Source organism: candidate division KSB1 bacterium, assembly GCA_034505495.1.
Classification (GTDB): domain Bacteria; phylum Zhuqueibacterota; class Zhuqueibacteria; order Residuimicrobiales; family Krinioviventaceae; genus Fontimicrobium_A.
The window spans coordinates 1-21,371 of the sequence record JAPDQV010000027.1 but is presented as its reverse complement, the minus strand read 5'-3'; the positions used below and the strand labels follow the sequence as shown (position 1 = coordinate 21,371).

At 52.6% G+C, this 21,371-nt stretch carries 20 protein-coding genes; 3 read left to right on the top strand and 17 right to left on the bottom strand.

The window, feature by feature from the left end; all coding sequences use genetic code 11:
* The 13 genes from ONB24_10805 to ONB24_10745 all read right to left on the bottom strand — a co-directional run bounded on the left by ONB24_10805 (position 1) and on the right by ONB24_10745 (position 12,396).
* Positions 1–1,812, bottom strand: coding sequence for a proton-conducting transporter membrane subunit (locus ONB24_10805; protein ID MDZ7316604.1), 1,812 nt, complete (start codon positions 1,810–1,812; stop codon positions 1–3).
* A complete protein-coding gene (locus tag ONB24_10800) occupies positions 1,802–2,992 on the bottom strand; it encodes a nickel-dependent hydrogenase large subunit (GenBank protein ID MDZ7316603.1) in 1,191 nt (396 codons plus the stop codon). Before ONB24_10800 ends, ONB24_10805 begins: the two co-directional genes overlap by 11 nt.
* A complete protein-coding gene (locus tag ONB24_10795; protein MDZ7316602.1) occupies positions 2,989–3,420 on the bottom strand; it encodes an NADH-quinone oxidoreductase subunit C in 432 nt (143 codons plus the stop codon). The genes ONB24_10800 and ONB24_10795 overlap by 4 nt, the downstream gene beginning before the upstream one ends.
* Positions 3,413–3,832, bottom strand: coding sequence for an NADH-quinone oxidoreductase subunit NuoB (gene nuoB / locus ONB24_10790; GenBank protein MDZ7316601.1), 420 nt, complete (start codon positions 3,830–3,832; stop codon positions 3,413–3,415). The genes ONB24_10795 and nuoB overlap by 8 nt, the downstream gene beginning before the upstream one ends.
* A gap of 2 nt (positions 3,833–3,834) precedes the next feature.
* Positions 3,835–4,761 (bottom strand): NADH-quinone oxidoreductase subunit H, encoded by a 927-nt coding sequence (locus ONB24_10785; protein ID MDZ7316600.1) that lies wholly within the window; start codon positions 4,759–4,761, stop codon positions 3,835–3,837.
* On the bottom strand, positions 4,758–5,258 hold the full coding sequence (locus tag ONB24_10780; GenBank protein MDZ7316599.1) for a 4Fe-4S binding protein: 501 nt from the start codon (positions 5,256–5,258) through the stop codon (positions 4,758–4,760). The genes ONB24_10785 and ONB24_10780 overlap by 4 nt, the downstream gene beginning before the upstream one ends.
* The gene (locus tag ONB24_10775; protein ID MDZ7316598.1) at positions 5,255–6,115 is read right to left on the bottom strand and encodes an FAD/NAD(P)-binding protein; all 861 of its coding nucleotides are present in this window, start codon (positions 6,113–6,115) and stop codon (positions 5,255–5,257) included. Before ONB24_10775 ends, ONB24_10780 begins: the two co-directional genes overlap by 4 nt.
* A gap of 21 nt (positions 6,116–6,136) precedes the next feature.
* Positions 6,137–7,168, bottom strand: coding sequence for a 4Fe-4S dicluster domain-containing protein (locus tag ONB24_10770; GenBank protein ID MDZ7316597.1), 1,032 nt, complete (start codon positions 7,166–7,168; stop codon positions 6,137–6,139).
* Between the two features lie 109 nt (positions 7,169–7,277).
* Positions 7,278–7,904, bottom strand: a complete 627-nt coding sequence (locus tag ONB24_10765) for a redox-sensing transcriptional repressor Rex (GenBank protein ID MDZ7316596.1) — start codon at positions 7,902–7,904, stop codon at positions 7,278–7,280.
* A 148-nt stretch (positions 7,905–8,052) separates the two neighbouring features.
* A complete protein-coding gene (locus ONB24_10760) occupies positions 8,053–8,394 on the bottom strand; it encodes a DRTGG domain-containing protein (GenBank protein MDZ7316595.1) in 342 nt (113 codons plus the stop codon).
* A gap of 11 nt (positions 8,395–8,405) precedes the next feature.
* A complete protein-coding gene (locus tag ONB24_10755; protein ID MDZ7316594.1) occupies positions 8,406–9,908 on the bottom strand; it encodes a response regulator in 1,503 nt (500 codons plus the stop codon).
* A gap of 10 nt (positions 9,909–9,918) precedes the next feature.
* The gene (locus ONB24_10750; protein MDZ7316593.1) at positions 9,919–10,308 is read right to left on the bottom strand and encodes a response regulator; all 390 of its coding nucleotides are present in this window, start codon (positions 10,306–10,308) and stop codon (positions 9,919–9,921) included.
* Positions 10,309–10,359: 51 nt separating this feature from the next.
* On the bottom strand, positions 10,360–12,396 hold the full coding sequence (locus ONB24_10745; GenBank protein ID MDZ7316592.1) for an ATP-binding protein: 2,037 nt from the start codon (positions 12,394–12,396) through the stop codon (positions 10,360–10,362).
* Between the two features lie 508 nt (positions 12,397–12,904).
* Between ONB24_10745 and ONB24_10740 the strand changes: the two genes are divergently transcribed.
* Positions 12,905–13,420 (top strand): hypothetical protein, encoded by a 516-nt coding sequence (locus ONB24_10740; protein MDZ7316591.1) that lies wholly within the window; start codon positions 12,905–12,907, stop codon positions 13,418–13,420.
* A gap of 52 nt (positions 13,421–13,472) precedes the next feature.
* Positions 13,473–14,774 (top strand): tol-pal system protein YbgF, encoded by a 1,302-nt coding sequence (gene ybgF, locus ONB24_10735; GenBank protein ID MDZ7316590.1) that lies wholly within the window; start codon positions 13,473–13,475, stop codon positions 14,772–14,774.
* Positions 14,775–14,790: 16 nt separating this feature from the next.
* On the opposite strand, the gene ONB24_10730 is transcribed toward ybgF, so the two are convergent.
* On the bottom strand, positions 14,791–16,917 hold the full coding sequence (locus ONB24_10730; protein MDZ7316589.1) for a CHASE2 domain-containing protein: 2,127 nt from the start codon (positions 16,915–16,917) through the stop codon (positions 14,791–14,793).
* A 171-nt stretch (positions 16,918–17,088) separates the two neighbouring features.
* Between ONB24_10730 and ONB24_10725 the strand changes: the two genes are divergently transcribed.
* The gene (locus ONB24_10725) at positions 17,089–19,494 is read left to right on the top strand and encodes a type IV secretion system DNA-binding domain-containing protein (GenBank protein ID MDZ7316588.1); all 2,406 of its coding nucleotides are present in this window, start codon (positions 17,089–17,091) and stop codon (positions 19,492–19,494) included.
* Between the two features lie 42 nt (positions 19,495–19,536).
* Here ONB24_10725 and mscL read toward each other — a convergent pair whose 3' ends face one another.
* Genes mscL through lysM form a run of 3 tightly spaced genes read right to left on the bottom strand, consistent with a single transcriptional unit; the run spans position 19,537 to position 21,063 of the window.
* Positions 19,537–19,965 (bottom strand): large-conductance mechanosensitive channel protein MscL, encoded by a 429-nt coding sequence (gene mscL / locus ONB24_10720; GenBank protein ID MDZ7316587.1) that lies wholly within the window; start codon positions 19,963–19,965, stop codon positions 19,537–19,539.
* Positions 19,966–20,003: 38 nt separating this feature from the next.
* On the bottom strand, positions 20,004–20,573 hold the full coding sequence (locus ONB24_10715) for a DUF937 domain-containing protein (GenBank protein MDZ7316586.1): 570 nt from the start codon (positions 20,571–20,573) through the stop codon (positions 20,004–20,006).
* Between the two features lie 49 nt (positions 20,574–20,622).
* Positions 20,623–21,063, bottom strand: a complete 441-nt coding sequence (gene lysM, locus ONB24_10710) for a peptidoglycan-binding protein LysM (protein MDZ7316585.1) — start codon at positions 21,061–21,063, stop codon at positions 20,623–20,625.
* Positions 21,064–21,371 lie beyond the last annotated feature (308 nt).

Below are 21,371 nucleotides of genomic sequence, written 5' to 3'. Positions count from 1 at the left end.
TCACAGCAGGATCAGCAACGCCAGCAACCCGGCGATGATCATCAAAACATACAGCGGCAGCCACCCCGGATGTGCTTTTTGCGTCCAACCGGCTACGGCCAGCACGGCCTTGCTGCCGAGGTCGTAAACATCGAACCACTTGTTTTCCGCCGCCTGATAGATCTGCTTCAGCGGCGTCATCTCGCGGATTTCTTTGTAAAAAGCGGTGCCGATGAACCGAAACCGCGCTTCGGGCGACATGCCGCCGAGGTAAAGATCATCATACCGCACACGACGAATCGCCCAAAAAAGAGCAAATCCCATGGCAAAAATCACCAGGAAAAGGCCCAGGAATCGTAAGGGGTGGTAATCGCCGAGCCATTCGAGAGAAAAGCCGGCTCCAGCCACCGCCGGCACAATAAAACCGCGCAGGGGAACTGCCCAGGCAAAGAGTCCGAAAAAGATGCAAAGCAGACTGAGCAGCACCATCGCCGCTTTTTGATTCCAAGGGGCATCCTTAACCTGGGCGAACTTGGCATCGCGTCGGCCAAGGAAAATGGAATAGATGAATTTCAAAAAGCTGGCGAGGGTAAGTGCGCTCCCGAACATGGCGGCCACAATACAGAGCAGCAGCCAAATCTGCAGTCCGCGCGGAAGAGCCGCCGTTTTTTCGAACAACCCTTGATAGATCATCCATTTGGAAAAAAAGCCGTTGAACGGCGGAATACCGGAAATGGACATGGACCCGACCAACGCAGCCAGGAAGGTAAAGGGCATGACATGGGAAATGCCGCCCAGTTCATCCAATTCGTTCGTTCCGGTTTGTTTTTCAACCGCTCCCAACGACAAGAAAAGATTGGATTTGTAAATTGTATGGTTGACCAGGTGGAACAGGCCTCCTGCAAACGCGAGTCCGCTGCCGCTGCCGACGCCCATGATCATGTAACCGACCTGACTGACGGCATGATAACCCAGCAGCCTGCGCCCGTTGTATTGATGCATGGCCATCATGACAGCGGTGATTACCGTCAAGGCCCCGAGCGTGATGACGATCAGATTGACGACCACTCCGGTCGAAAAATAGCAGGTCATGGCCCGCGCCAACAGATAAATGCCGAGCAGCTTGTCCAACGAAGCCGGCAACAAAGCCGCGCCTTCGACCGGCGCATCTTTGCTGAAATCCGGCACCCAAGTGTGCAGCGGAAATCCTCCCGCCTTGGCAAAAGCGGCGATCAAAAGCATAATGAAGGCGACCACCGCGCTGCCGCCGACAAGCGGCGCATGGAAGGCGGACAGAGTACCGTTGGTTTCGGGCCTGATTTTCAGCATAAGCGCCAATCCGAGCAACAGAAACGCGTCGCTTCCGCCGATGACGATGAACGTCTTTTTAGCAGTCTGCGGCGTTTCCGGCGTCCTGCCGAGCAGCGCCACTGCAAACAAGGCCGCACCGGCCAGCCCCCAAAAGGTCAAAAAGCTCCAAACATGATCGCTGACCACCGCACCGTTGCAAAAGGAAAGGGTCATCATGAACCAGAAAAAGAAGGGCTTTTCGACAGTTGCATCAACGCCCTGCAGCGCAAAGATCAGAATGATAAAGGCAAGCAACTGCATGAAAAAGAGCGTAAAACCCGCCAGGGCGTCGGTCGCAAAAATCGGTATTCCGGCAATCGAAGCAGCCTGTCCGCAAGCACCGTGCACCTGCCAGGCAAGCCAAAGCAGATAAGCCGTCACAACGACAGCTAGGCCTTTGCGCATCGTTGCCGGCATGGCAAGCATTAAAAGGGCGGCGATTATCGGCAGAAACACAAGAACAAGAAGAGGATTACCGGCCATGGATTTGTCTCCTTATGGCTTCCGTCTTTTCGCGGGAAAGCTTGAGCAGATCGACCGTAAAAGGATCACGATTCTTATCGACCACCTTGAGCGAGCGTTCGGTGCAGCAATAGCACGGATCGACCGAAGCAAGCGTGATGAGCGCATCCGCCAGCGGAATTCCCTTGCACGAAGCGACGTATGTCGGGATATTGACATAGCTGGGCGCCCGCACCTTATGGCGCACGGGTCGATTGCTGCCGTCGCTGCGAATATAGTGGAAAACTTCGCCGCGCGGCGCTTCATATCGACCAATCCCCTCTCCCTCGCCGATTTCTTTGACGTTGTTGAGAATCGGTCCGGGAACCTTTTTGAGTTTCTCGAGGCATTGTCTGCAGATCTTGGTCGATTCGAGCGTTTCCAGCACGCGAATGACGAATTTGTCGTACACATCTCCGTTGTGGAGAACCGGAACGTTAAAGTCGACCAATCCATAGGCGTCGGTTGGGTCGTCACGCCGCACGTCGATGTCCACGCCGGAAGCGCGGGCGGTCGGCCCCACGGCGCAAAGCGCCACCGCATCTTCGTGTTTAAGCACGCCGACGCCCTTGAGTCGCGAACGCAGCACCGGATCGTCATTCGCCACTTTGGCCAGCATCTGCATTTTTTCATCGATCATGTCGAGCACATTCATCATTTCCGGAATCCGCGCCGGATCAACATCTTTGGCCACTCCGCCGACACGCATCATGCCGTAATGGTTGCGGTTGCCGGAAATGATCTCGAACAGCTGCAGAACCGGCTCGCGATACTTCCACATCCACATCCACACCGTATCGTAGCCGATGAAATGCCCCGCCAAGCCGAACCATAACAGGTGACTGTGAATGCGCTCCAATTCGCCGATCAGCGTGCGGATATAGGCGGCCCGCTCCGGTATCTCGATATTGTCGATGTCCTCGATGGCATGCACACAGGCCAAGGGATGAGAAGTGGAGCAGATACCGCAGATGCGTTCCACCAAATAGATCGATTGCGTAAAAGTCTTCTGCTCGGAAATGAACTCGTGGCCGCGGTGCATCCAGCCGATGTCGAGTTCGATATCGATGACCGTTTCGCCGTCCACGACGATGTTAAAGTACTCCGCTTCTTCGAGCAGCGGATGGAAAGGCCCGACGGGGATTTGACCGGTTTGACTCATGTCGTCCTCCGTATGCGCAGCGGTTTGTCAGGGAAATCGGGATTGTTGCGCGACAGCAGCGGCACTTTTTTCGGGTGGCCGATGAATTCGATGCCCAACAGCTCGCTCATCTCGCGCTCGATCCACTCGGCGCCCGGCACGATCGGCGTAATCGAGTTCATTTGCGGCTTTTCGCGGTCGGTCATCAAGACGCGCGGACAATAGTAGGTGCCGGTCGGATCGTGTGAGAAATGATAAAGCACCTCTATACCGCGATAGACCTCGGTCGCCGTTGCCGTGCTCAGTCGGCAGCCCATGGTCTTGAATAAATAGGTCACCACCTCATGGAGGTTCTCGTTCTGCACTTCGAAATAATGGCGCCGTTTTTTATGGATCGTTCTGCCGATTTTGCCGGCCATTGCCTGAAAAAAATCAGGAACCTCAGCCATTGAGCACCTCCACCAATTTCATGATGCCCTCAATCATGTTCTCCGGCTTGGGCGGACAGCCCGGAATGTACAGGTCGATGGGTATGACCTCCTGAAACTTTTCCGTCTTGTTATAGCTGTCCTTAAAGCAGCACCCCGAAGAAGGGCAGGTGCCGATGCCGACCACAAAACAGGGCTTCGGCGCCTGTTCATACAGCTTTTTGACCTTCGGTGCCACTTTCTGGTTGATGATGCCGGAAACCAGCAGCACGTCGGCGTGGCGCACCGAGCCGACCAGCTTGATGCCGAAACGCTCCAGATCGTACGCCGGCGTCAAGAGATCGAGAATTTCGATGTCGCAATTGTTGCACGGCGAAGCGCTGACGTGAAACACCCAAATCGACTTGGCCAAACGTTTGTTGTACCATCCCATAATTAGGCTCCTATGACGGCAAGAATGACGGCAATCAGGGCCAACGGCGCGGCAATTTTCCAGAAAAAGTGAAGAGCCGTGTCGATGCGGACGCGCGGATTCGTGTTCTTGATAATGATCATCACCACGACAATGAAAAGGTATTTCAACAAAAACCACAAAATGCCCAAACCTCTGTACGAAAAGCCGCCCCAAAAGAGGAGAATGAGCAGGAAGGGGAAAAAGACCCACATCATGGCTTGGGTAAGTTTCCAAAAACCGAGCAGCGGCCCGCTGTACTCCATCAGCGGCCCTTCGACGATTTCGGTCTCGGCTTCCGGTATGCTGAACGGCGGCAAGGTCATCTTGGCCTGGACGCAGAGAATACCGAGAATAAAGGCGATGATCCCTGAGGGCGAGGCCAGAAACGCTCCCTCCTGCTGCGCTGCCGCCAAAGCATCCAGGCGAAGCTGATAACCGGACTTGATGATCGGCACGAGCATGACCAGAAGAAAGACGAGCTCATCCGCCAATAGCAGTTTGATTTCCCTTGCCGCACCGACCCCCGAATAGACGTTGCCGGAAGCGCCGCCGCCGAGAATGACCATCACGGAAAACACCATCATCAGGTAAAGTACAACGATCAGGTCGCCCGCAAGGCCTTTCTGGAAAAATAGGGCGGTGCCGATCATCGCCGAAACCATCACCGTTGCGGCAAAGGCTAGAAACGGCGCGGAAATAAAAAGACTTCCGGCCGCCTCCCTGGGAATAATCACTTCTTTGCCCAGCAGTTTGAAAAAATCGTTAAAATTCTGCCATAGCGGCGGTCCGACGCGGAATTGAAAACGAGCGCTAACTTTTCGGTCGACCCAACCGACGAGCAATCCGACGACTCCGGAAAACAACAGGCCGGGAAAGATCAGCAGAAACAGCAGATATTCCGGCTTCATAGCTTGCCCTCCTTGACCAGCCAGCTCGGACTTTTGACCGCCAGGTGCTCGCCGACAAAAAAGACGTATCGCGCCGGCTCTTCGGCGACTTCGGCCATTTGAAAGCATCCGGCAGGCGCCGTGCGCACGCACAGCGGCTGATAATCGGGATCATCGGCCAACTGATTCAGACACAAGTCGCATTTCGAGCTGATATAGTTCATCACTTCGATAAAAATCGTGCCGAAGGGACAGGCCAAGGCGCAACTTTTACAGCCGACGCAGCGCATGTTCCACCGTTTGAGGACGCCGGTCTCCAGGCGTTCCAACGCATCCTTGGGACAGGCGGCGATGCAGAAGGCATCTTCACAGCGTCGACAATAGGAGGCGAACTCGGCCACTTCGAGCAGGTTCAATGCGCCGTCGTTTTTGCGGTGATACATGTATTCGCACTGTATTTGATTCACCGCCGCGCCGCTCGCCAACAGCGCCGGAATGTCGATAAAGAGCCGCTTCATTCCCAAATGTCCTCCTCGTCTTTGATCTGGGCATAGGTAAAGACCGGCCCGTCCTTGCAGGCGTAATATTTACCCATGACACAATGGCGGCATTGACCGAAACCGCAGTACATCTTTTTTTCCATCGACAGGTAGATGTTCTCTTCCTTGTAGCCGTACTTGAGCAGCTCGAGCGTACCGTACTTCATCATGATCGGCGGGCCGCAGACCACTGCCGGATTGTCGGTCGGATCGATGGTAATGTCCTTGAGCAGCACCGTCGCCACGCCGACCTGCTCCTCCCAGCTTTCTCCCGGCGGCACCGCGTCCACCGTCCTGCGAAACGTGACGTTGGGATGCTTGCGCCACTCTGTCGCCTCGTCTTTGTAGATGCAGTCCTTGGGCGATTTGGCGCCTGCCAAAAAGGTAATGCTTTTGTATTTGTGCGACTCGTGCAGGAGAGTGAGGAAAAGTGACCGCAACGGCGCCAGCCCGCAGCCGCCGCCGAGGATCAGTACATCCTTGCCTTCGAATTTTTCGATCGGATAACGTGAACCGAACGGGCCGCGCAGCCCGACGATGTCTCCGACCTTGGCGCGATGGACGTATTCGGTCACAAAACCGGTCTTCATGATCGTCACATCGAGGATATCCGAGACGAAATGCGAGGAAGAAGGCGTGAAAGGCCCTTCGCCGATGCCTGGAATAGTTAATTCGATGAACTGACCGGTATGAAAAGGAATCGGACGCGCCGGTTTGAGCCGCAGCGTGCGGATCAAGGGCGATTCTTCGATGACCTGAATGATTTCGGCAGGAATCACCGCATAGGGATTTTTTTTCAGATCGAACGTCACAACGGGAGATGCAACGGCAGCCATAGGTTTACTCTCCAATTTGGCTTACGCAGCTTGAACGGCGTCTTCAACACTTTTGACGACTTGGCGGAAATCGATCTTTCCGGCGCACGCTTCGGTACAGCGACCACAGCCGGTGCAGCCGAGTCGTCCGAAATTGTGCTGCATATAATCAAATTTGCACAGGTATCGATTGCGGAATCGATCGGTCATTTTCGGCCGCGGCGTGCCGCCGCCGGCGACCCGCGCATAGCCGTTCCATTGGCAGGAATCGTAGGAACGCTCCTTGATAAAAAGACCGTCTCGACTTTCATCGTTGAGGATAAGGCAGTAGCAGGTGGGACAAATGTGTGTGCAGGCGCCGCAACCGATGCAGGAGACGGAGGCTTGCCGCCAGACATCCTTGGTCGGTTTGCGGTATTCCAAATAGCGGCCCGCGCGGGCAAAAGGCCGATTCTGCTCATTTAGACGACGCAGGATCGCTTGCCGCTGTTCGTCGACTCGCCGAGCGGCTTGCTCATCATCCGGCTTTGTTTCCACCTCTTTTGCAAGCGCCGCGAGAAATTCCTTGCCTGCTTCGGTGGCGGCGGTTAAGAGATAAACATCGTCCGCCTGGGCGAGATTGACATCGTATCCCCGCTCGGCCCATGGAACGCCGCCCGCCAAAGTACAATGGCAGGTTTCGGCAATGTCTCGGCAGTCTGCAGCGATGATCAAGCTGCATGCCCGCCACTCGGCATAGGCTGGATCCACAAAGTCGCCGTGCAGCAGGGCCTGATCCAGCAAAAGAAGCGCCGAAAGATCGCATCCCTTTACGCCGACGATTAGACGTTTTCCTACTGCCGGTCGACCGTCGGTGAGACGCTCGCGCGTTAAGTAATAAAGGATTTTGACGGGATCGATGGAACGGAAGGAATCCAGCACAGGCCTGCTGTTCGGTGAAAGGCGGGTAAAGTAAGTGCCGGAGGAAGGATTCCATGAAGCGGCAGCAGGAACGAACACCTGCTCGATCCCCCCAAGCCGAGTTTCCGCCGCTTTCTTCAGAAACGCCAGAAAATCGACAGCTTTAACAACCATTTTCTGCTCCCAGTGTTGATGCGAACCTGAGGCCGCAGGTGCAATCAGATTTCCGTGGGAGAGGCGTGGTATAGTCGGTTGATCGAGATCGGACTACCGGACTACCATACTACTGTTGGATGTTTCGGCTGTTTACGGTATAGATCAGGCGCGCTAGTTCATGTTCAATATTCACTTGACTGATGATCGTCTCTTCCGTGCTCTTTACTTTTAGAGAAGTAAAGTTCAAAATGCCTTGGACGTGTTCGGCTTTCAGCAGATCAATGACCTGCCGGGCTGCCGCATCGGGAACCGTGACAATGGCAAATTTCACCGCTTCGGCGCGGATAAATTCCGACATCTTGCTGAGCGGCAGAATCGGTACTTCCGCATTCGGATCGAACTTTTCCGGATCGATGTCGAACCCGGCAACGATTCGGATACCCTCGTCGGCGAACCCTTGACTGTACAGCAAAAGCGCTCTCCCCAATCGCCCGACGCCGACAATGATCACTTTATGCACCCGATCCTTGCCCAAAATGGAATTGATCTTTTCCAGGATCGTCGCCACCTCGTAACCGCCCTTTTGGGTGCCGGAAATCCCGAATACGGCAAAGTCCTTGCGCACCAAACTGGCGGATAACCCCAGGCTGTCGGCAATATTGTCGGAAAAAACCTTCACGAATCCCAAATTTTGCAGTTGAGTCAACAAATTTCTGTAACTCAACAGCCTTTTTATGCGATCCTGGCTTTCCATTATGTATTTTGATTCAACATTATCTTAAGCATAAACTGCTTTTATCGTGCTGCTCGTGGCAATATTAACAAAACAAGTGCAAGATGTCAAGACTTTTTTTCAGTTTTTGTAAATTTTTTTGCTTTTTTGCGGTAAATTGTGAGGAATATTACATTCTCCCGACGCCGAGCTCGTAGAGTCTGCCGACCACTTCGAACGTCGAAAGATCGGTAAGAAAAACGGGGATATGCTTTTCAAGGGCCTTTTTGGCCGCGTCGTCATCGAGACGATGCCCCCCGGGCAGGATAACCCCTGCCAGTCCCTTGAAAAAGACAATTGCCAAGACGTTTTCGTGCGTTTGGTTGGTTACCCAAAGCTCCCCTTTATGTGCTTGCGCCATGACGTCGCTCAAAATGTCCGAAACGACGCCGCCGGTGACCGGCTTTTCCAACGCCTCCTCGCCGCTAAAGACGGACAAACCCAACTTTTCCACGACCTCTTTGACCAACATTCTCAACTCCTTCATGCGTGACCCGAATTTGCAAGGGGAGCGGCATAACGATCCAGTACCGGTAAAAAGACCCGAAACGTCGATCCGGCATTTTCCCGACTTTCCACACGAATGTTGCCGTGGTGATCCTCGGCAATTTTTTTTGCGATTGCCAGCCCCAAGCCGGTGCCGGTAATCTTTTTAGCCAGCGCGTTGGGCGCACGATAAAACTCATCGAAGATGTACTTCTGTGCCTCTTCAGAGATGCCGATGCCGGTATCCGATACCGAAACGCACACATGATCGTTCGTGCGACGCAGATCCACCTTGACTTCGCCGCCGTCCGGCGTGTACTTGATGGCATTGCTGATCAGGTTTGCGAACAGGCGCGAGAGATCCTCCCGATTGCCGCGGATGGGCGGCAGATCGGCCTCCGCAGCAAATCCGAGCCGCAGCGACTTGTTTTCAGCCCGCAGACGGTAAAAATCCAGGGTTTCCTGCAGCAGATCCTTAAGATCAACCGGCCCCATTTCCTTGAGCGCGCGCTTGCGGTCGATGCGCGACAAATCAAGCAAATCGTTGATCAAAGCAATGAGTCCCCGCGCTCGATCGCGGGATTTGAGTATCATCTCCCGCTCTTTTTCAGGATTGCCGGCTGTGATTCCTTCGATGATCAAATTCAAATAACCTTCAATAGCGCCCAAAGGCGCTTTGAGCTCATGCGCTACATAACTGACGAAATCGGATTTGATCTTTTCGATCTTTTTCTCCTCAGTCACGTCGCTCAAAACCGCAACCGCACCGATTGCCTCCCCTTTTTCGTCGCTGATCGGCGTAATGCCGGCCTCCAAGGTGCGGTTCCATGAGGTCGTAAATTCGAGACGTTTAAAGCTCTGCGTCTTGGCAACGTTCTCAAGGCTCTGACAAATGATTTCGCGCAGCTCGGGATTTTGAATTGTGTCCTCAATAAGCATGCCGATCACATGCTTATCATCGAACCGGAGCAGTTTGGCGGCGGCCGGATTGATGAGGACGATCTGCCGCTTACGGTTGACGGCGACGACACCTTCGCTCATCGAATTGATGATGGTCAGAGTGCGCGCCCGCTCGTTGCTGCATTCCAAAAGATTGCGGTCCCGCTCCTCGCGCAGACGACGGAGCTCAATAAGGTTATTGCGATGCTCGAGGGCCCGTTCCACCTTGGCGATCAGCTCGTCGGCGTTAAAGGGCTTCGGCAGATAGTCAAATGCGCCGCGGCGCCCGGCGTTGATGGCGCTCTCAAGAGTCGCGTAGCCGGTTATGACGATGAACACGACATCCTTGCCCAGCTTGGAAGCCTCTTCCAAAAGCTGCATGCCGTCCATTTCCGGCATCAGGATGTCCGTCAAAACGACGTCGTACTCTTCGGCGGCAAGCTTCCGCAGGCCTTCGCGGCCGTCGGCCGCTTCCTCCGCCTGATAACCATTCATCTCTAAAATCTGTCGACAGCCGGAGCGGATCACCTGCTCGTCGTCGACGATCAGTATCTTCGGCACGTTCTTTATCCTATCGATTCTCGGTCAATTTTGCCGCGCGTTTAAGCAATTCTGCCGGCGAAAGAGGTTTGGCGGCAAAATCATCCACCTTCATCCATTCCTTGTCTTTATCCAGCTGAAAGCGAAAGCCGGTCCTTTCCTCCGCCGAGGTCAACATGAGGATCGGCAAGTCTCGCGTTTTTTCCTCCTCGCGAACCGCATACACCAGCGAAAAACCGGCATCCAGCTCTTCCATAATCAAATCGGCAATCAGCAGATCATATCGGCGGCTGCGAATTTTTTCCAAAGCCTCCTGCCCCGTCGCCGCCGTATCCACTTCATAACCGCCCGATTCCAAAATCGTTTTATGGATTTCTAAAAAATCGGCGTCGTCATCGACCAAAAGGACTCTTTTCGCCATGATCCACCTGTCGTTTCACTGAATCAAAACTTACAAACTTTTTTAGGAATACTAAAGCCTTTTTTCAGCAACCCCTGCCGCAACGGGCGAGTCGGCCGTCGGCAGATAGAAGGTGAAGGTGCTTCCCTTGCCGATTCGACTTTCAACACGAATATCGCCATGATGGCGCTTGATAATGCCGTAGACGATCGCCAAGCCCAGTCCCGTACCCTTGCCGACCGGCTTGGTGGTGAAGAAAGGATCGAAAATCTTTTCCTGTACCTTTTTGCTCATGCCGGTACCGGTGTCTTGAACCGATACGTAGACGCGCTTTGCCGGCTTATCTTCACGAACCGCAATCGTCAGGACGCCTTTGCTGTTCATCGCTTCGGCAGCGTTGACGAAAAGATTGAGCAGCACCTGCTGAATCTGCAATCGATCCGCATAAACCGGAGGCAGATGCTCATTATAGAACTTTTTGATTTCGATGTTGCGAAAAATAGCCTGTTCGTTGATCAGCTTGAGCGTGCTTTCGATGATTTCTTGGATCGACACAGCTTGACAATGGAGCCCCGCCTGCCGCGAAAATTCCAGCAAACCCTGCACAATATGCCGACACCGTTCCGCTTCGGCGGCAATCTGCTTAATTTCAACAGCTGAGGGGTGGTCTTCCAGTTTTTTGAGCAAAATATTAGCATAAAGCAGAATGCCGCCCAATGGATTGTTGAGCTCATGCGCCACACCGGCAGCAAGCTTGCCCACTGAGGCCAGCTTTGCCGACTGCAGCAGCTGTTCTTGAGCCGCTTTGAGAGACTCTAAAGACTTTTTGAGGCGCCGATTCGAAGAAGCCAAACGGCGTTGGATCTGTTCGGTTCGCTCCAGCATATACGGCAGGCACATCTCCGCCTCGGCCAACCCCTGCACCACGGCAGCGGCTTTTTCTCGGCAGCTGGGATAACCGCAGGCGCCGCAATTCAGTTCATCTTCAGGCCGCAATTTACCCGTCAGGCGGAGCACCTCGCGAATCTGTTCCTCAGTCGGCTGCACCTCGGCGATGCAGCACACGCTAAAACGGCGGCCAAGATCGACATCGGCGTAACTCTGTCTATCCCGCTTCGCCTTGGCCTTCCTTTCCGCGCTCGTATGGTTCCGAATATATTCGGCCAGCCTTTCAAGTCGCCGATAAAGCGGCTCCTCTGTGTTCATTACCGGACCGTTGATGCAGCCGCGACAGAACAGCAGGTCATAAAAACGGGGATGAGCATCTTGGTTTTCAGCAAAGGAAAGAACCTCAATGACCCGATCTCTTCCTTCACAGACAACCAGCTCAGTTTCCAGACAATCGGGCGTCTTGCCGAGACATTTGAGCAATCCGGCGGAAACCGGAAAAGCGCGCCCGAGATCGGCAACCGGTCCGTCGAAAGTCGTTTCGGCCATCGAAGCGGCATCAATGCCGTTTTCACGAAAAAGCGAATCCAATTCATCATAGGTGAGTACCTCATCGATAGTTCCGACAAGATCGGGGTCTTCCATCTCTTTCTTTTTCGCGATGCACGGGCCGATGAACACCACGGCCGCCTCGGGGCAGTACTTTTGTTTGACGGCTCGACCTACGGCGATCATGGGCGAAACAATCGGTACAAGGAAAGGGATTAAGGAAGGACGGTATTTTTCGATATAGACAACCAAGGCGGGACAAGGCGATGAAATCCATTTGGAGGCGCCGTTGGAGATAAAAATCTGTCGATAGGCTTCGACAACAAGATCGGCGCCGAACGCCACTTCCCATACTTCCTGAAAACCAAGTCGCCGCAGGGCAGTAACAATTTGCAGCGGCGAGACGTCGTCAAATGCCGCGGCGATGGAGGGTGCAACCACGGCAAAAACCGGAGCGGAACCGCGCAATAACTCCTTCACCTTTTCGGTCCCGTCGCGAATGCGTTTGGCATGTTGCGGGCAAACCTGAATGCAATTGCCGCAGGCAATGCAGCGCTCGGCGAGAACTCTGGCTTGACCTTTCTCGAATTTGATGGCCTTGGCCGGACATTGGCGGATACAGGAGTAACATCGTCTGCATTTGGTCTCAATCGTTGACACAACCGGAGACATAAACGCCTTCCCGTTGATGGTCATCCATCTTTATCTGCCGAGGAAAAGCGAACCAGCAATGCGACTTCAAGTTGCTGTCATCGTTGGCGGGTCGCCGCCGAAGAAATCGAAAAGATCCATTGTCGTCAACGATGCAGACGGCGCAAAATAAGGACCGCCCAATAAAAAAGCAAGCTAAAAGGCGAACCTTCAGGAATTGCAATAAAAAGCAGCGGAAAAAGCTTGACATATTCTGAATTTTTATATTATTTTGCATTCGACATTCATTGTTCCGAAATATAACACACGTCTCGTTTTTTTGTCGTTTTTCGAGACAGAAAATGCTGTCAAGCCGAGCCGAGCGGGGCAGGTGTAAAAGAATTCATTAAAAGGCTGCTAAAAACGAAATTTAGTGAAATGATCGTCCGCATGCGGTTGTTTTCGTTGTAGAAATTTGCAAAGGCCGGCACAAATCTTGTTATATTTTTGGGAAGGTAAAATAGCACCATCAAGAGTCGAAAGGTTTATTATGGACGATCTGTTTTATTTTCCCAAAATAACCTATGCAGCGGACGTCAACTCGCTGCGTTATGCGAGCCATCGCAAAGTTACGAGTGAGGAAAAAAAAGTAATCGAACGTTATATCCTTCAGGAAATCGCTCCAAAAACTGATTATTATAAAAAAAGCCCGTCGCTTCTTTTATATATGGGCGTCGACGCCTCGCTTAAAAAAGAGCTGAAAATCTATCAAGTCAAGGATACGATACGAAACATTCTCGTACGCAAGGAGGAAATCGACCTCCAAGTACGCGCCGTAATAAGTTCGGCGTTGAGTGAGTACTATTTTGAAAGATTGGGAGATCGGCTGCTGGAATTAAGAGAAGCCGTGGAGGAGAAAAAATCCGGCGAAACCATCGAAAAGCTGTTGAAGGATGTGGCGGCATTGCTCGAAGCCTACAATCAGAACAGCGGCCGTAAAGTCAGGATAGAATCCGTTCTGCCCAAAGAGGTCATCTCCCAATTCCATCAGCTCTTGCAGAGTTAATTAGATTTTTAAGATAAGCTTTTAAGCTGCGATTGCATTTGAGGAGAAGCTTATGAAACTCTATAGCGCGCTGCTTGCCGCTGTTCTACTCGTTTCTGCAACCAGTCTGGCGCAGGAGACGCCTCCGGCTTTGGGCATCGGTTTCAATCTGGGGCTGCAGAAACCTTATTGCGATGTGCTCCATACCGGTTACACACTTGCCGGTGAAGGCCAACTGCGTTATCCCTTCAGCAATCGTTTTAATCTCGCGCTTGGGGTTGGTTACGGCCAGCTGAGCGACGGCTTTAGCAAACGCACGTTTACCACGAATGTATTCAATGCCGATCTTAAAGCGAACCTTTATCTCCTTTCTTCGGGCGTTTTTCGTCCTTATGCCACGGCGGGCCTTGGAGCAATCAACTTTACCTACCATCGTGAAAAACCGTGGGCAATAGGCGACCCGGCAATAGAGGGAAAACCGTTCTGGGATATGGCCTACATGTTCGGAGGCGGATTCGATTATTATATCAATCCCAGAACCGCGTTGACGGCTATGGCCGATTATCGCTTTACCAACACCGATGATTTGGACGGATTCAGCGAATATGGTAAAGCCAAGGACGGTTATTTCAACAGTCGTGTCGGAGTCGTCTTTTACACCGGAGAAAAGAAAGAGAAAAAAGAAGAGTGGATTGCCGAAACGACGCCGACCACCCAGGTCCAGCCCGAAGCGGAGCCTGAAATCGACGAGGAAACGGCGGAAATTTTGCGTAGTTTGGGCGTAGAACCGGAACCCCGGCGGACTCCAGCACCTGCGGCGACACCCTCACGGCCGGCCACAACGCAAGATATGACCATCGAACAGCTGCAGCAAAGACTGAGGGAACTGCAGGCGCTCATCAATCAAAGGGAAAGCGAGATCAACTCTCTCAAATCTGAAATCCAACTTCGTGAAGCCCGCATTGCCGAGCTGCAGCGCGAACTCGCCCAAGCCCGCACCTCTACAGTGGACTTTAATGCAAGCTATCAGGAAGCTCTGCGCAACTTTGGCAACCGCAATTACGACCGCGCGATCGAGATCTTTACCATGCTGCGTAACAGCTATCCCAGCCATCCTTTAGCGAGCAACTGCATCTACTGGGTCGGAGAGTGCTATTTCGGCAAGCGGAACTTTAGTGCTGCAGCCGATGCTTTTCTGCAGGTTTTTAATTATCCTGAGAGCTATAAAAAAGACGACGCAACGTTGATGCTTGGGCGTTGCTATCACCGTATGGGGCAGCGCGAAAAGGCGCGCACCTATTTCGAGCAGTTAATTGCCCAATATCCCGACAGCGAATACGTGCCTAAAGCACAGTCGTGGCTGCAACGATTATAGCGTAAGCCGATAACCCTTATTTTTTAACGGCCGTTCGTACGAGCGGCCGTTTTTCGTTAAGACAAAAGATTCCCTCCCAATCATCTGCCGGCGGATGCTCGAGACAATCCAGACACCGCACAAGATAAAGCCGTGACGGCCCATCATCAGGATAACGGCGCAGAATGCGCTGAAAAATCTTTAACGCTTCTGCCCAGGAACGACTACGGTAAAGCGCCAGCCCTTCTGCAAACTCATCCACTAAAAGCTCGGCCCGATCCGTTGATTCATCCTCGGTAATCAGCTCGTAGAGTCTAAACAGCTGCGAGTCATAACGAACCCAATCGATTTCGCGCACGACAGGTTTGGCATGCATTTCCGCAAGCACGCTTTCGCTGATCAACACCGAAGTGCCGTAAAGCAAATTGGCTGAGGCAAGATTGACGACAACATCAGCACCGTTACCGACCAGACGATAATCGGGCATGTCCGAGCTTTCGAGATCCGCCAGCATCATTTCGCCCGAGTGAAGCGCCAAGATTACCTTCGGCCTCCAGGCATCTTGTATTTTTTCATACCGTTTCAGGCAGCTCTGAAGGATTTCCGTCATTGCCGCGAACCCTCGGTCGGCATGATCGGCCGCTTTGAGCGGAATGCCGAAAGCAGAGACAAAGTTGCTGCCGAATACGTATTCAAGACTTCCCTCGCGCCGCAGCGTCAAACGGGCTGCGCTCTTGAAAAAGTCTTCGATTTCATTGCGGATCGCGGGTTCGTTCGATGCGAATTCGGCCGAATCGAAGACGATCTTGCCGCAAAGCAGCGTTGTGGGGGAACTCTGCAAGCCTTTTTCCGTGAACTGTCCGTATCGCCTGAGTCTTTCCACCACTTCCGGTGATATTCTTCGGCTGTATAAAGTCTGAATCTGCAGCCGCTCGCTACGCCTTTTCCGCCATTTATAGATGACGATGGATAAATAAGCGAAAACGGCGCCGATGGTCGGCTGCGTCAAGTTCAGCAGCAGCCCCTTGCGGATAAAGATAAACAACGCCAAAACCTGCATGAGAATAAAAAGCAACACAATAGCCGTTAACCCGGCCGCCGGCTTTTGACCGAAGGAAAACCACAACACGGCCAAGACAAAGGCAATCGATATGACCGCCTGCATAAAGGGATCGGCCGGTTTTATGAACGTCTCCCGCCGGATGGTACTCAAAGCATGGGCATGAACTTCCGCGTCGGACATTTCATAGTATCCCTCAGGATCCCCCACTAAAGGCACGCGGCGATTTTGGCCGATAAGGGAGGCCGAGGCACCGACAAAAACTATCTTTCCTGCCAATTTTTTATGCTGTAAAATCTCTTCAAAAGTCGCGAAATCATCTGTAGGGCGAAAAAGGCTTGAATCATCCAACAACTGCAGGAAGGAAAAGGTCGGATAGCTTTTACCGGGGGGACCGGCAAAATTGATCAGCATGGTGTTTTCCGACGCTTTGGGAATACGATATTTGCCTAAAATAAACTCGCCTCCGCGTCGGTTGGCCTCCTCCGGGATGATCGGCTTTTCCAGCAGCTGAACGGCTGACACGGCCAAAGGATAATAGACACGGCCGTCGACTTGTTCAAAGAGCGGATATCGACGAACAAAGCCGTCCGAGTCCTCCACACGATTCATAAGACCCCAGCCAGCGGCCACCTCTTCGAGCCAGGGATTGGGCCGCAGCAGATAACCCTTGGGGCGTCCGCGTTTGCTCATTTCGTAGACGATTTTTCCGGCGAGGATGGTGCGCTGCGACTCATGAATCGCCTCGGCAAATTCGAAATCTTCTTCAGGACGCGCAGCGTTGGTCTCGATGAATTCGAGGTCGAAAATGATGAGCTTCGCTTCGGCGCGCGTCAGATTGCGGACAATCCGCGCGTAATACGAGCCGGGAAACGGCCACGGATGAGGCAGCTGCTGCAGAGTCCGGTCGTCGATGAGAACAAGCGCGATCGACGAGTCTGCCTCCGCCAAGGCGCCGCGAACACGAAAAAAAGCATTGACGCTCTTGAGATGCAGAAACTCGAAAAAGCTCCAATCGGCCGTCTTGAAGGCCGCCGTCAACGAAAAGAGAAAAATAAACAGCCCGATTACCCCTTGCGGGAGAGATCTTGTACGCCCGTCCATTGATGCAATTATCCTCTGCTGCCGCATATAGGCATAATGACATCGAAATATAGCCTCTCTCCCAATTACGATCAAGCAGATAGTTGAAAATCAGCTTGATTTTTGTGAATAACTTTACAAATTGATGATGATTTTTCCATCAGCGTATATTTGGTATTTTCGGAGGCAAAAATGGAAAATTTCGAAAAATTAGGCGCATTCTACCTCGGAAAGCTTTTGGACCCGAACAGCAAGGAGCTCTTGGATCAACTTCTTTTGTACGATTCGAAAGATCTGACAACCCATGCGGTCTGCATCGGCATGACGGGAAGCGGCAAAACCGGCTTGTGCATTTCCTTGCTCGAGGAGGCTGCCATTGACGGCGTTCCGTCGATTATAATCGATCCGAAAGGGGATATGACCAATCTGTTGCTGACTTTTCCGAACCTAGAACCGAAAGACTTTCTTCCTTGGGTCAATGAGAGCGAGGCTGCTGCCAAAAACATGACGCCTTCCGAATACGCGACGAAACTGGCCGAGCAATGGCGTCAGGGCCTGCAGAGCTGGGGACAAAGCGGCGAACGCATTGCCATGATGCGCCAAAAAGCAGACTTTAACATTTATACGCCCGGAAGCACCGCCGGAATGCAGGTTTCCATCTTGAAATCCTTCGCTGCTCCGCCGTCGGTTGTCCTGCAGGACGATGACGCCCTGAACGAACGGGTCGCTTCGACCGTCGGCAGCCTGCTCGGACTGCTGGGAATTGATGCGGATCCGATCAAAAGCCGCGAACACATCCTGCTGTCGACGATCCTCCGCCATTTCTGGACCGCCGGTCAAGACCTCGATCTGGCGCGCCTGATCCAAAGCGTCCAGACGCCGCCGGTTAAGCAGATCGGCGTTTTTGACGTGGACTCTTTTTTCCCTCCCAAAGACCGTTTTGCTTTGGCTATGATGCTCAACAACTTTCTTGCCGCACCCGGCTTCAGCGCCTGGCTGGAGGGCGCCGACCTCTCGCCCGAAACATTGCTCTATTCCCCCTCCGGCAAACCCTGCTGCTCCATTTTTTACATCGCCCATCTGTCCGACCAGGAACGTATGTTTTTCGTTTCGCTTCTGCTCAATCAACTGGTCGGCTGGATGCGCATGCAACCCGGCACTCCATCTCTGCGCATGATCCTTTATTTCGACGAGCTGTTCGGCTATCTGCCGCCGGTCGGGGAGCCGCCAAGCAAAAAGCCCTTGTTGACTCTTCTCAAGCAGGGACGCGCCTTCGGCATCGGCGTGGTCCTGGCTACGCAGAATCCGGTGGATCTCGACTATAAGGCGCTTTCCAACATCGGCACCTGGTTTATCGGCAGACTGCAGACTGAGCGCGACCGCGATCGCATCCTCGACGGTCTGAGCAGCCTAAGCGCGGGTGAAAACGCTTTAAGCCGCTCCGAGCTGTCAAAACTCATTACCGGCTTGAACAAACGCCAATTCCTCATGCACAGCGTACATGAAAAAGGACCGGTCGTGTTTTCTTCCCGTTGGGCGATGTCCTATCTTTACGGCCCTCTGACGCGCGAGCAGATTAAAACGCTGACGAGCGCGCGGCCCAGCCCGGCACCAGCCGAAAAGGCGCGGGCAAAAGTCGGCGCTTTATCGCCGCAGCCGTCTCTCCCAAGCGAAATCCGTACGCTCTATTTACCCGTTCGCAAACTCGTACCCGAAAAAGGAACTCTTTTATATTGTCCTTACTTATGGGGAAGCGCAAAGTTGAGTTTCATAGACAAAACGAAAGGCATCGATTTGAGCAAAGAGGTACGGCGGATTACACCGATCAGCGACGGTGCGCTTGCCGTTGATTGGAGCCGCGGCGTCGAAGCGCCTTGCACGGAAGCGGAGCTCTCCTCCTCCCCGCCCTCCCAAGGAGAGTACGAAGAAGTCCCTCAGGCGGCCAAAGCGGCCAAAAACTATACCGCTTGGCAAAACCTCTTCGTAGCCTATCTCGGTACAGAAGAAAAGCTTGTCCTCTATACATGCGAAGAATTGAAAATCACCTCGGAGCCCGGGGAAAGCGAAAGGGAGTTTCGCATCCGCTTGGCGCTCAAGTCGCGGGAACTGCGCGATGCACAGGTGGAAGCCATTCGCCGCGAATATGAGAAAAAAATCGAGGCGCTGCAGAACAAAGTGATCAGAGCAGAAGAACGCTATGCGCGTGAGAAGGCGCAGGCGGACCAGCAAAAGCTCAGCACGGCAATTTCATTTGGGGCTACCGTTCTGGGCGCTTTTATGGGGCGGAAAAAGATGAGCCTGTCCACCATGTCGCGAGCCGGTTCCGCCTTTCGCAATGCGGGTAAAACGGCCAAAGAGGCGGCAGACGTACAGCGCGCCCAGGAAGAGCTGGAGCGATTGACAGCCGAGCTGGCAGAACTGCAGCGCGAGCTGCAAAGCAAAGTAGAAGCCCTACCGGCAAAGGCGGACGGTTCGGATCTGACGTTAAAACCGACCGTCATTCGTCCCAGCAAAACGCAGATTACTGTTCTTTTGGTCAATTTCGTTTGGGCGCCGTTTTTCAAAAACTCGGACGGCGAACTTTTACCTGCTTTTTAAAACGAAAAAGCCCGACTGCCAAGATCGGGCTTTTTATTTTTTTCATCGGCCTTTCAACAAGTCGCGAATTTCAGTGAGCAAAACAACTTCAGGGCTTGGAGGCGGCGGAGCTGCGGGCTTTTCCGCTTCTTGTCGTTTCAGCTTATTCAAGCCGCGAATCAGCAAAAAGACGGCAAAAGCCACGATAAGAAAGTTGACTACGGCATTGATGAATAAACCATAGTTCCAAGTAACGGCCCCCACCTGCTGAGCGGCAGCCAGGGAGGTATACGGTCCGGGCTCGCTGCCCTGCTTCAGAACCAAGAACAGGTTGCTGAAATCGACTTTGCCGAGCAAAAGGCCGATCGGGGGCATAAGGATGTCCTTGACCAAGGAAGAGACGATGGAGCCGAAAGAAGCGCCGATGATGATGCCGACGGCCATGTCCACAACGTTGCCGCGCATGGCAAATTCTTTGAATTCTTTAAGCATAGTTTCTCCCAGGCAAAGTTCAACCGCAAACAGCGCCTTTATTTTTTCTTTTTTAATAGACCGCCCAATAGAGTACCGACGGCTTCGACGGTTTTATTTCCGGAGCCGCCCAACAAGTATCCCGCCACATCGTCAAAATTGGAGCCGTCGCCGTTCCGGTCGAGTAAGGCAGCGATACCGTTGAGTCCGGCGCCGGTATCCCTCGCTTTGGCCAAATACCCCAGCAGTACGGGTGAAAGAAAAGTAATCAGCTTGGCCACTTGATCGGTTTTGATTTTGTATTGCTTTGCCAGAATTTCGGCGGCCTTTGTTCCGGCACTGCCCAAAAGGCCTCCCAACGTCGCGTCGGCTTTTTGTTTCGACATTTCCGCGAAAAGACTGCCGATGTTGGCCAACGCCGAAACGTTCCCGTACTTGTTGATGATGTGATCAATACGCGCCGGTCCGCCGAATTCATCTTTTTGTTTCTTTAATCCGGTGATAATTAACGGCGCCAACTGCGGCAGCATTTTTTCAACCGTAGAAGCGTTGAGATTTAAAGCGGCAGCAGCCTGAGCCGAAAAAGACGGCCCTACGGATTTGAGAAAATCTTGAATGAGATCGCTCATGCTTAAGCCTCGTGTGTTGGAGTAATAATCGCTTTCACCGAGTCATCGACTAGGAAGGAAGTTTGGGAATTCGAATCACTTGGCCGGGATAAATCAAATTGGGATCTTTGATGACTTCTCGGTTGGCTTCAAAAATTATGGGGTATTTGTTGGCATTTCCGTAATACGTTTTGGCAATTTTGGAGAGCGTATCTCCCGGGCGAATGGTGTAGAATTCCGCCTCTTCCTTTTTCTCGACCGGCGCCGTTAACAAGTCATCATTAACTTTTTCAACACCTTTGACATTACCTGCAAGCAGCACCGCCTTTTCTTTGGTCGCCTGTGAATCGCATTGTCCCGCCAGCGTCACCAGACCGTCTTTAAAGGTAACCTGAAGATTGGTAATTTTGTCTCCTAAGGACGATTCGAGCAGTTGTCTGACGTTTTCCGCCTCTTTGCCTTTCCCTAGAATGCTTGCTCCTACACCTTTGATGAAATTGAACAGCCCCATACCTCCTCCTTAAAATTAAACAATTAAATTAATTTGGTAAATATTACATTGAATTCAACAGATGAAGAGCCGAAGTATATTCCAAAAGTAATGGATTGGAAAAATATTTTATACTTTAACGTGTAAGTTAATTTAGCGTTGTTTAAAGTTATCGGGATTTCCTAACTTGCTACAGTTGCACAACTAATCCATTAAGGAGGAAATCCCATGGTCATTCACAAGAGAACCAAGCTGACGCCTTTGCAGAGAGAGGCTCTTTACAAAGACCGATATGAAAATCACATGAGAATTTGTGATCTTATGCGCAA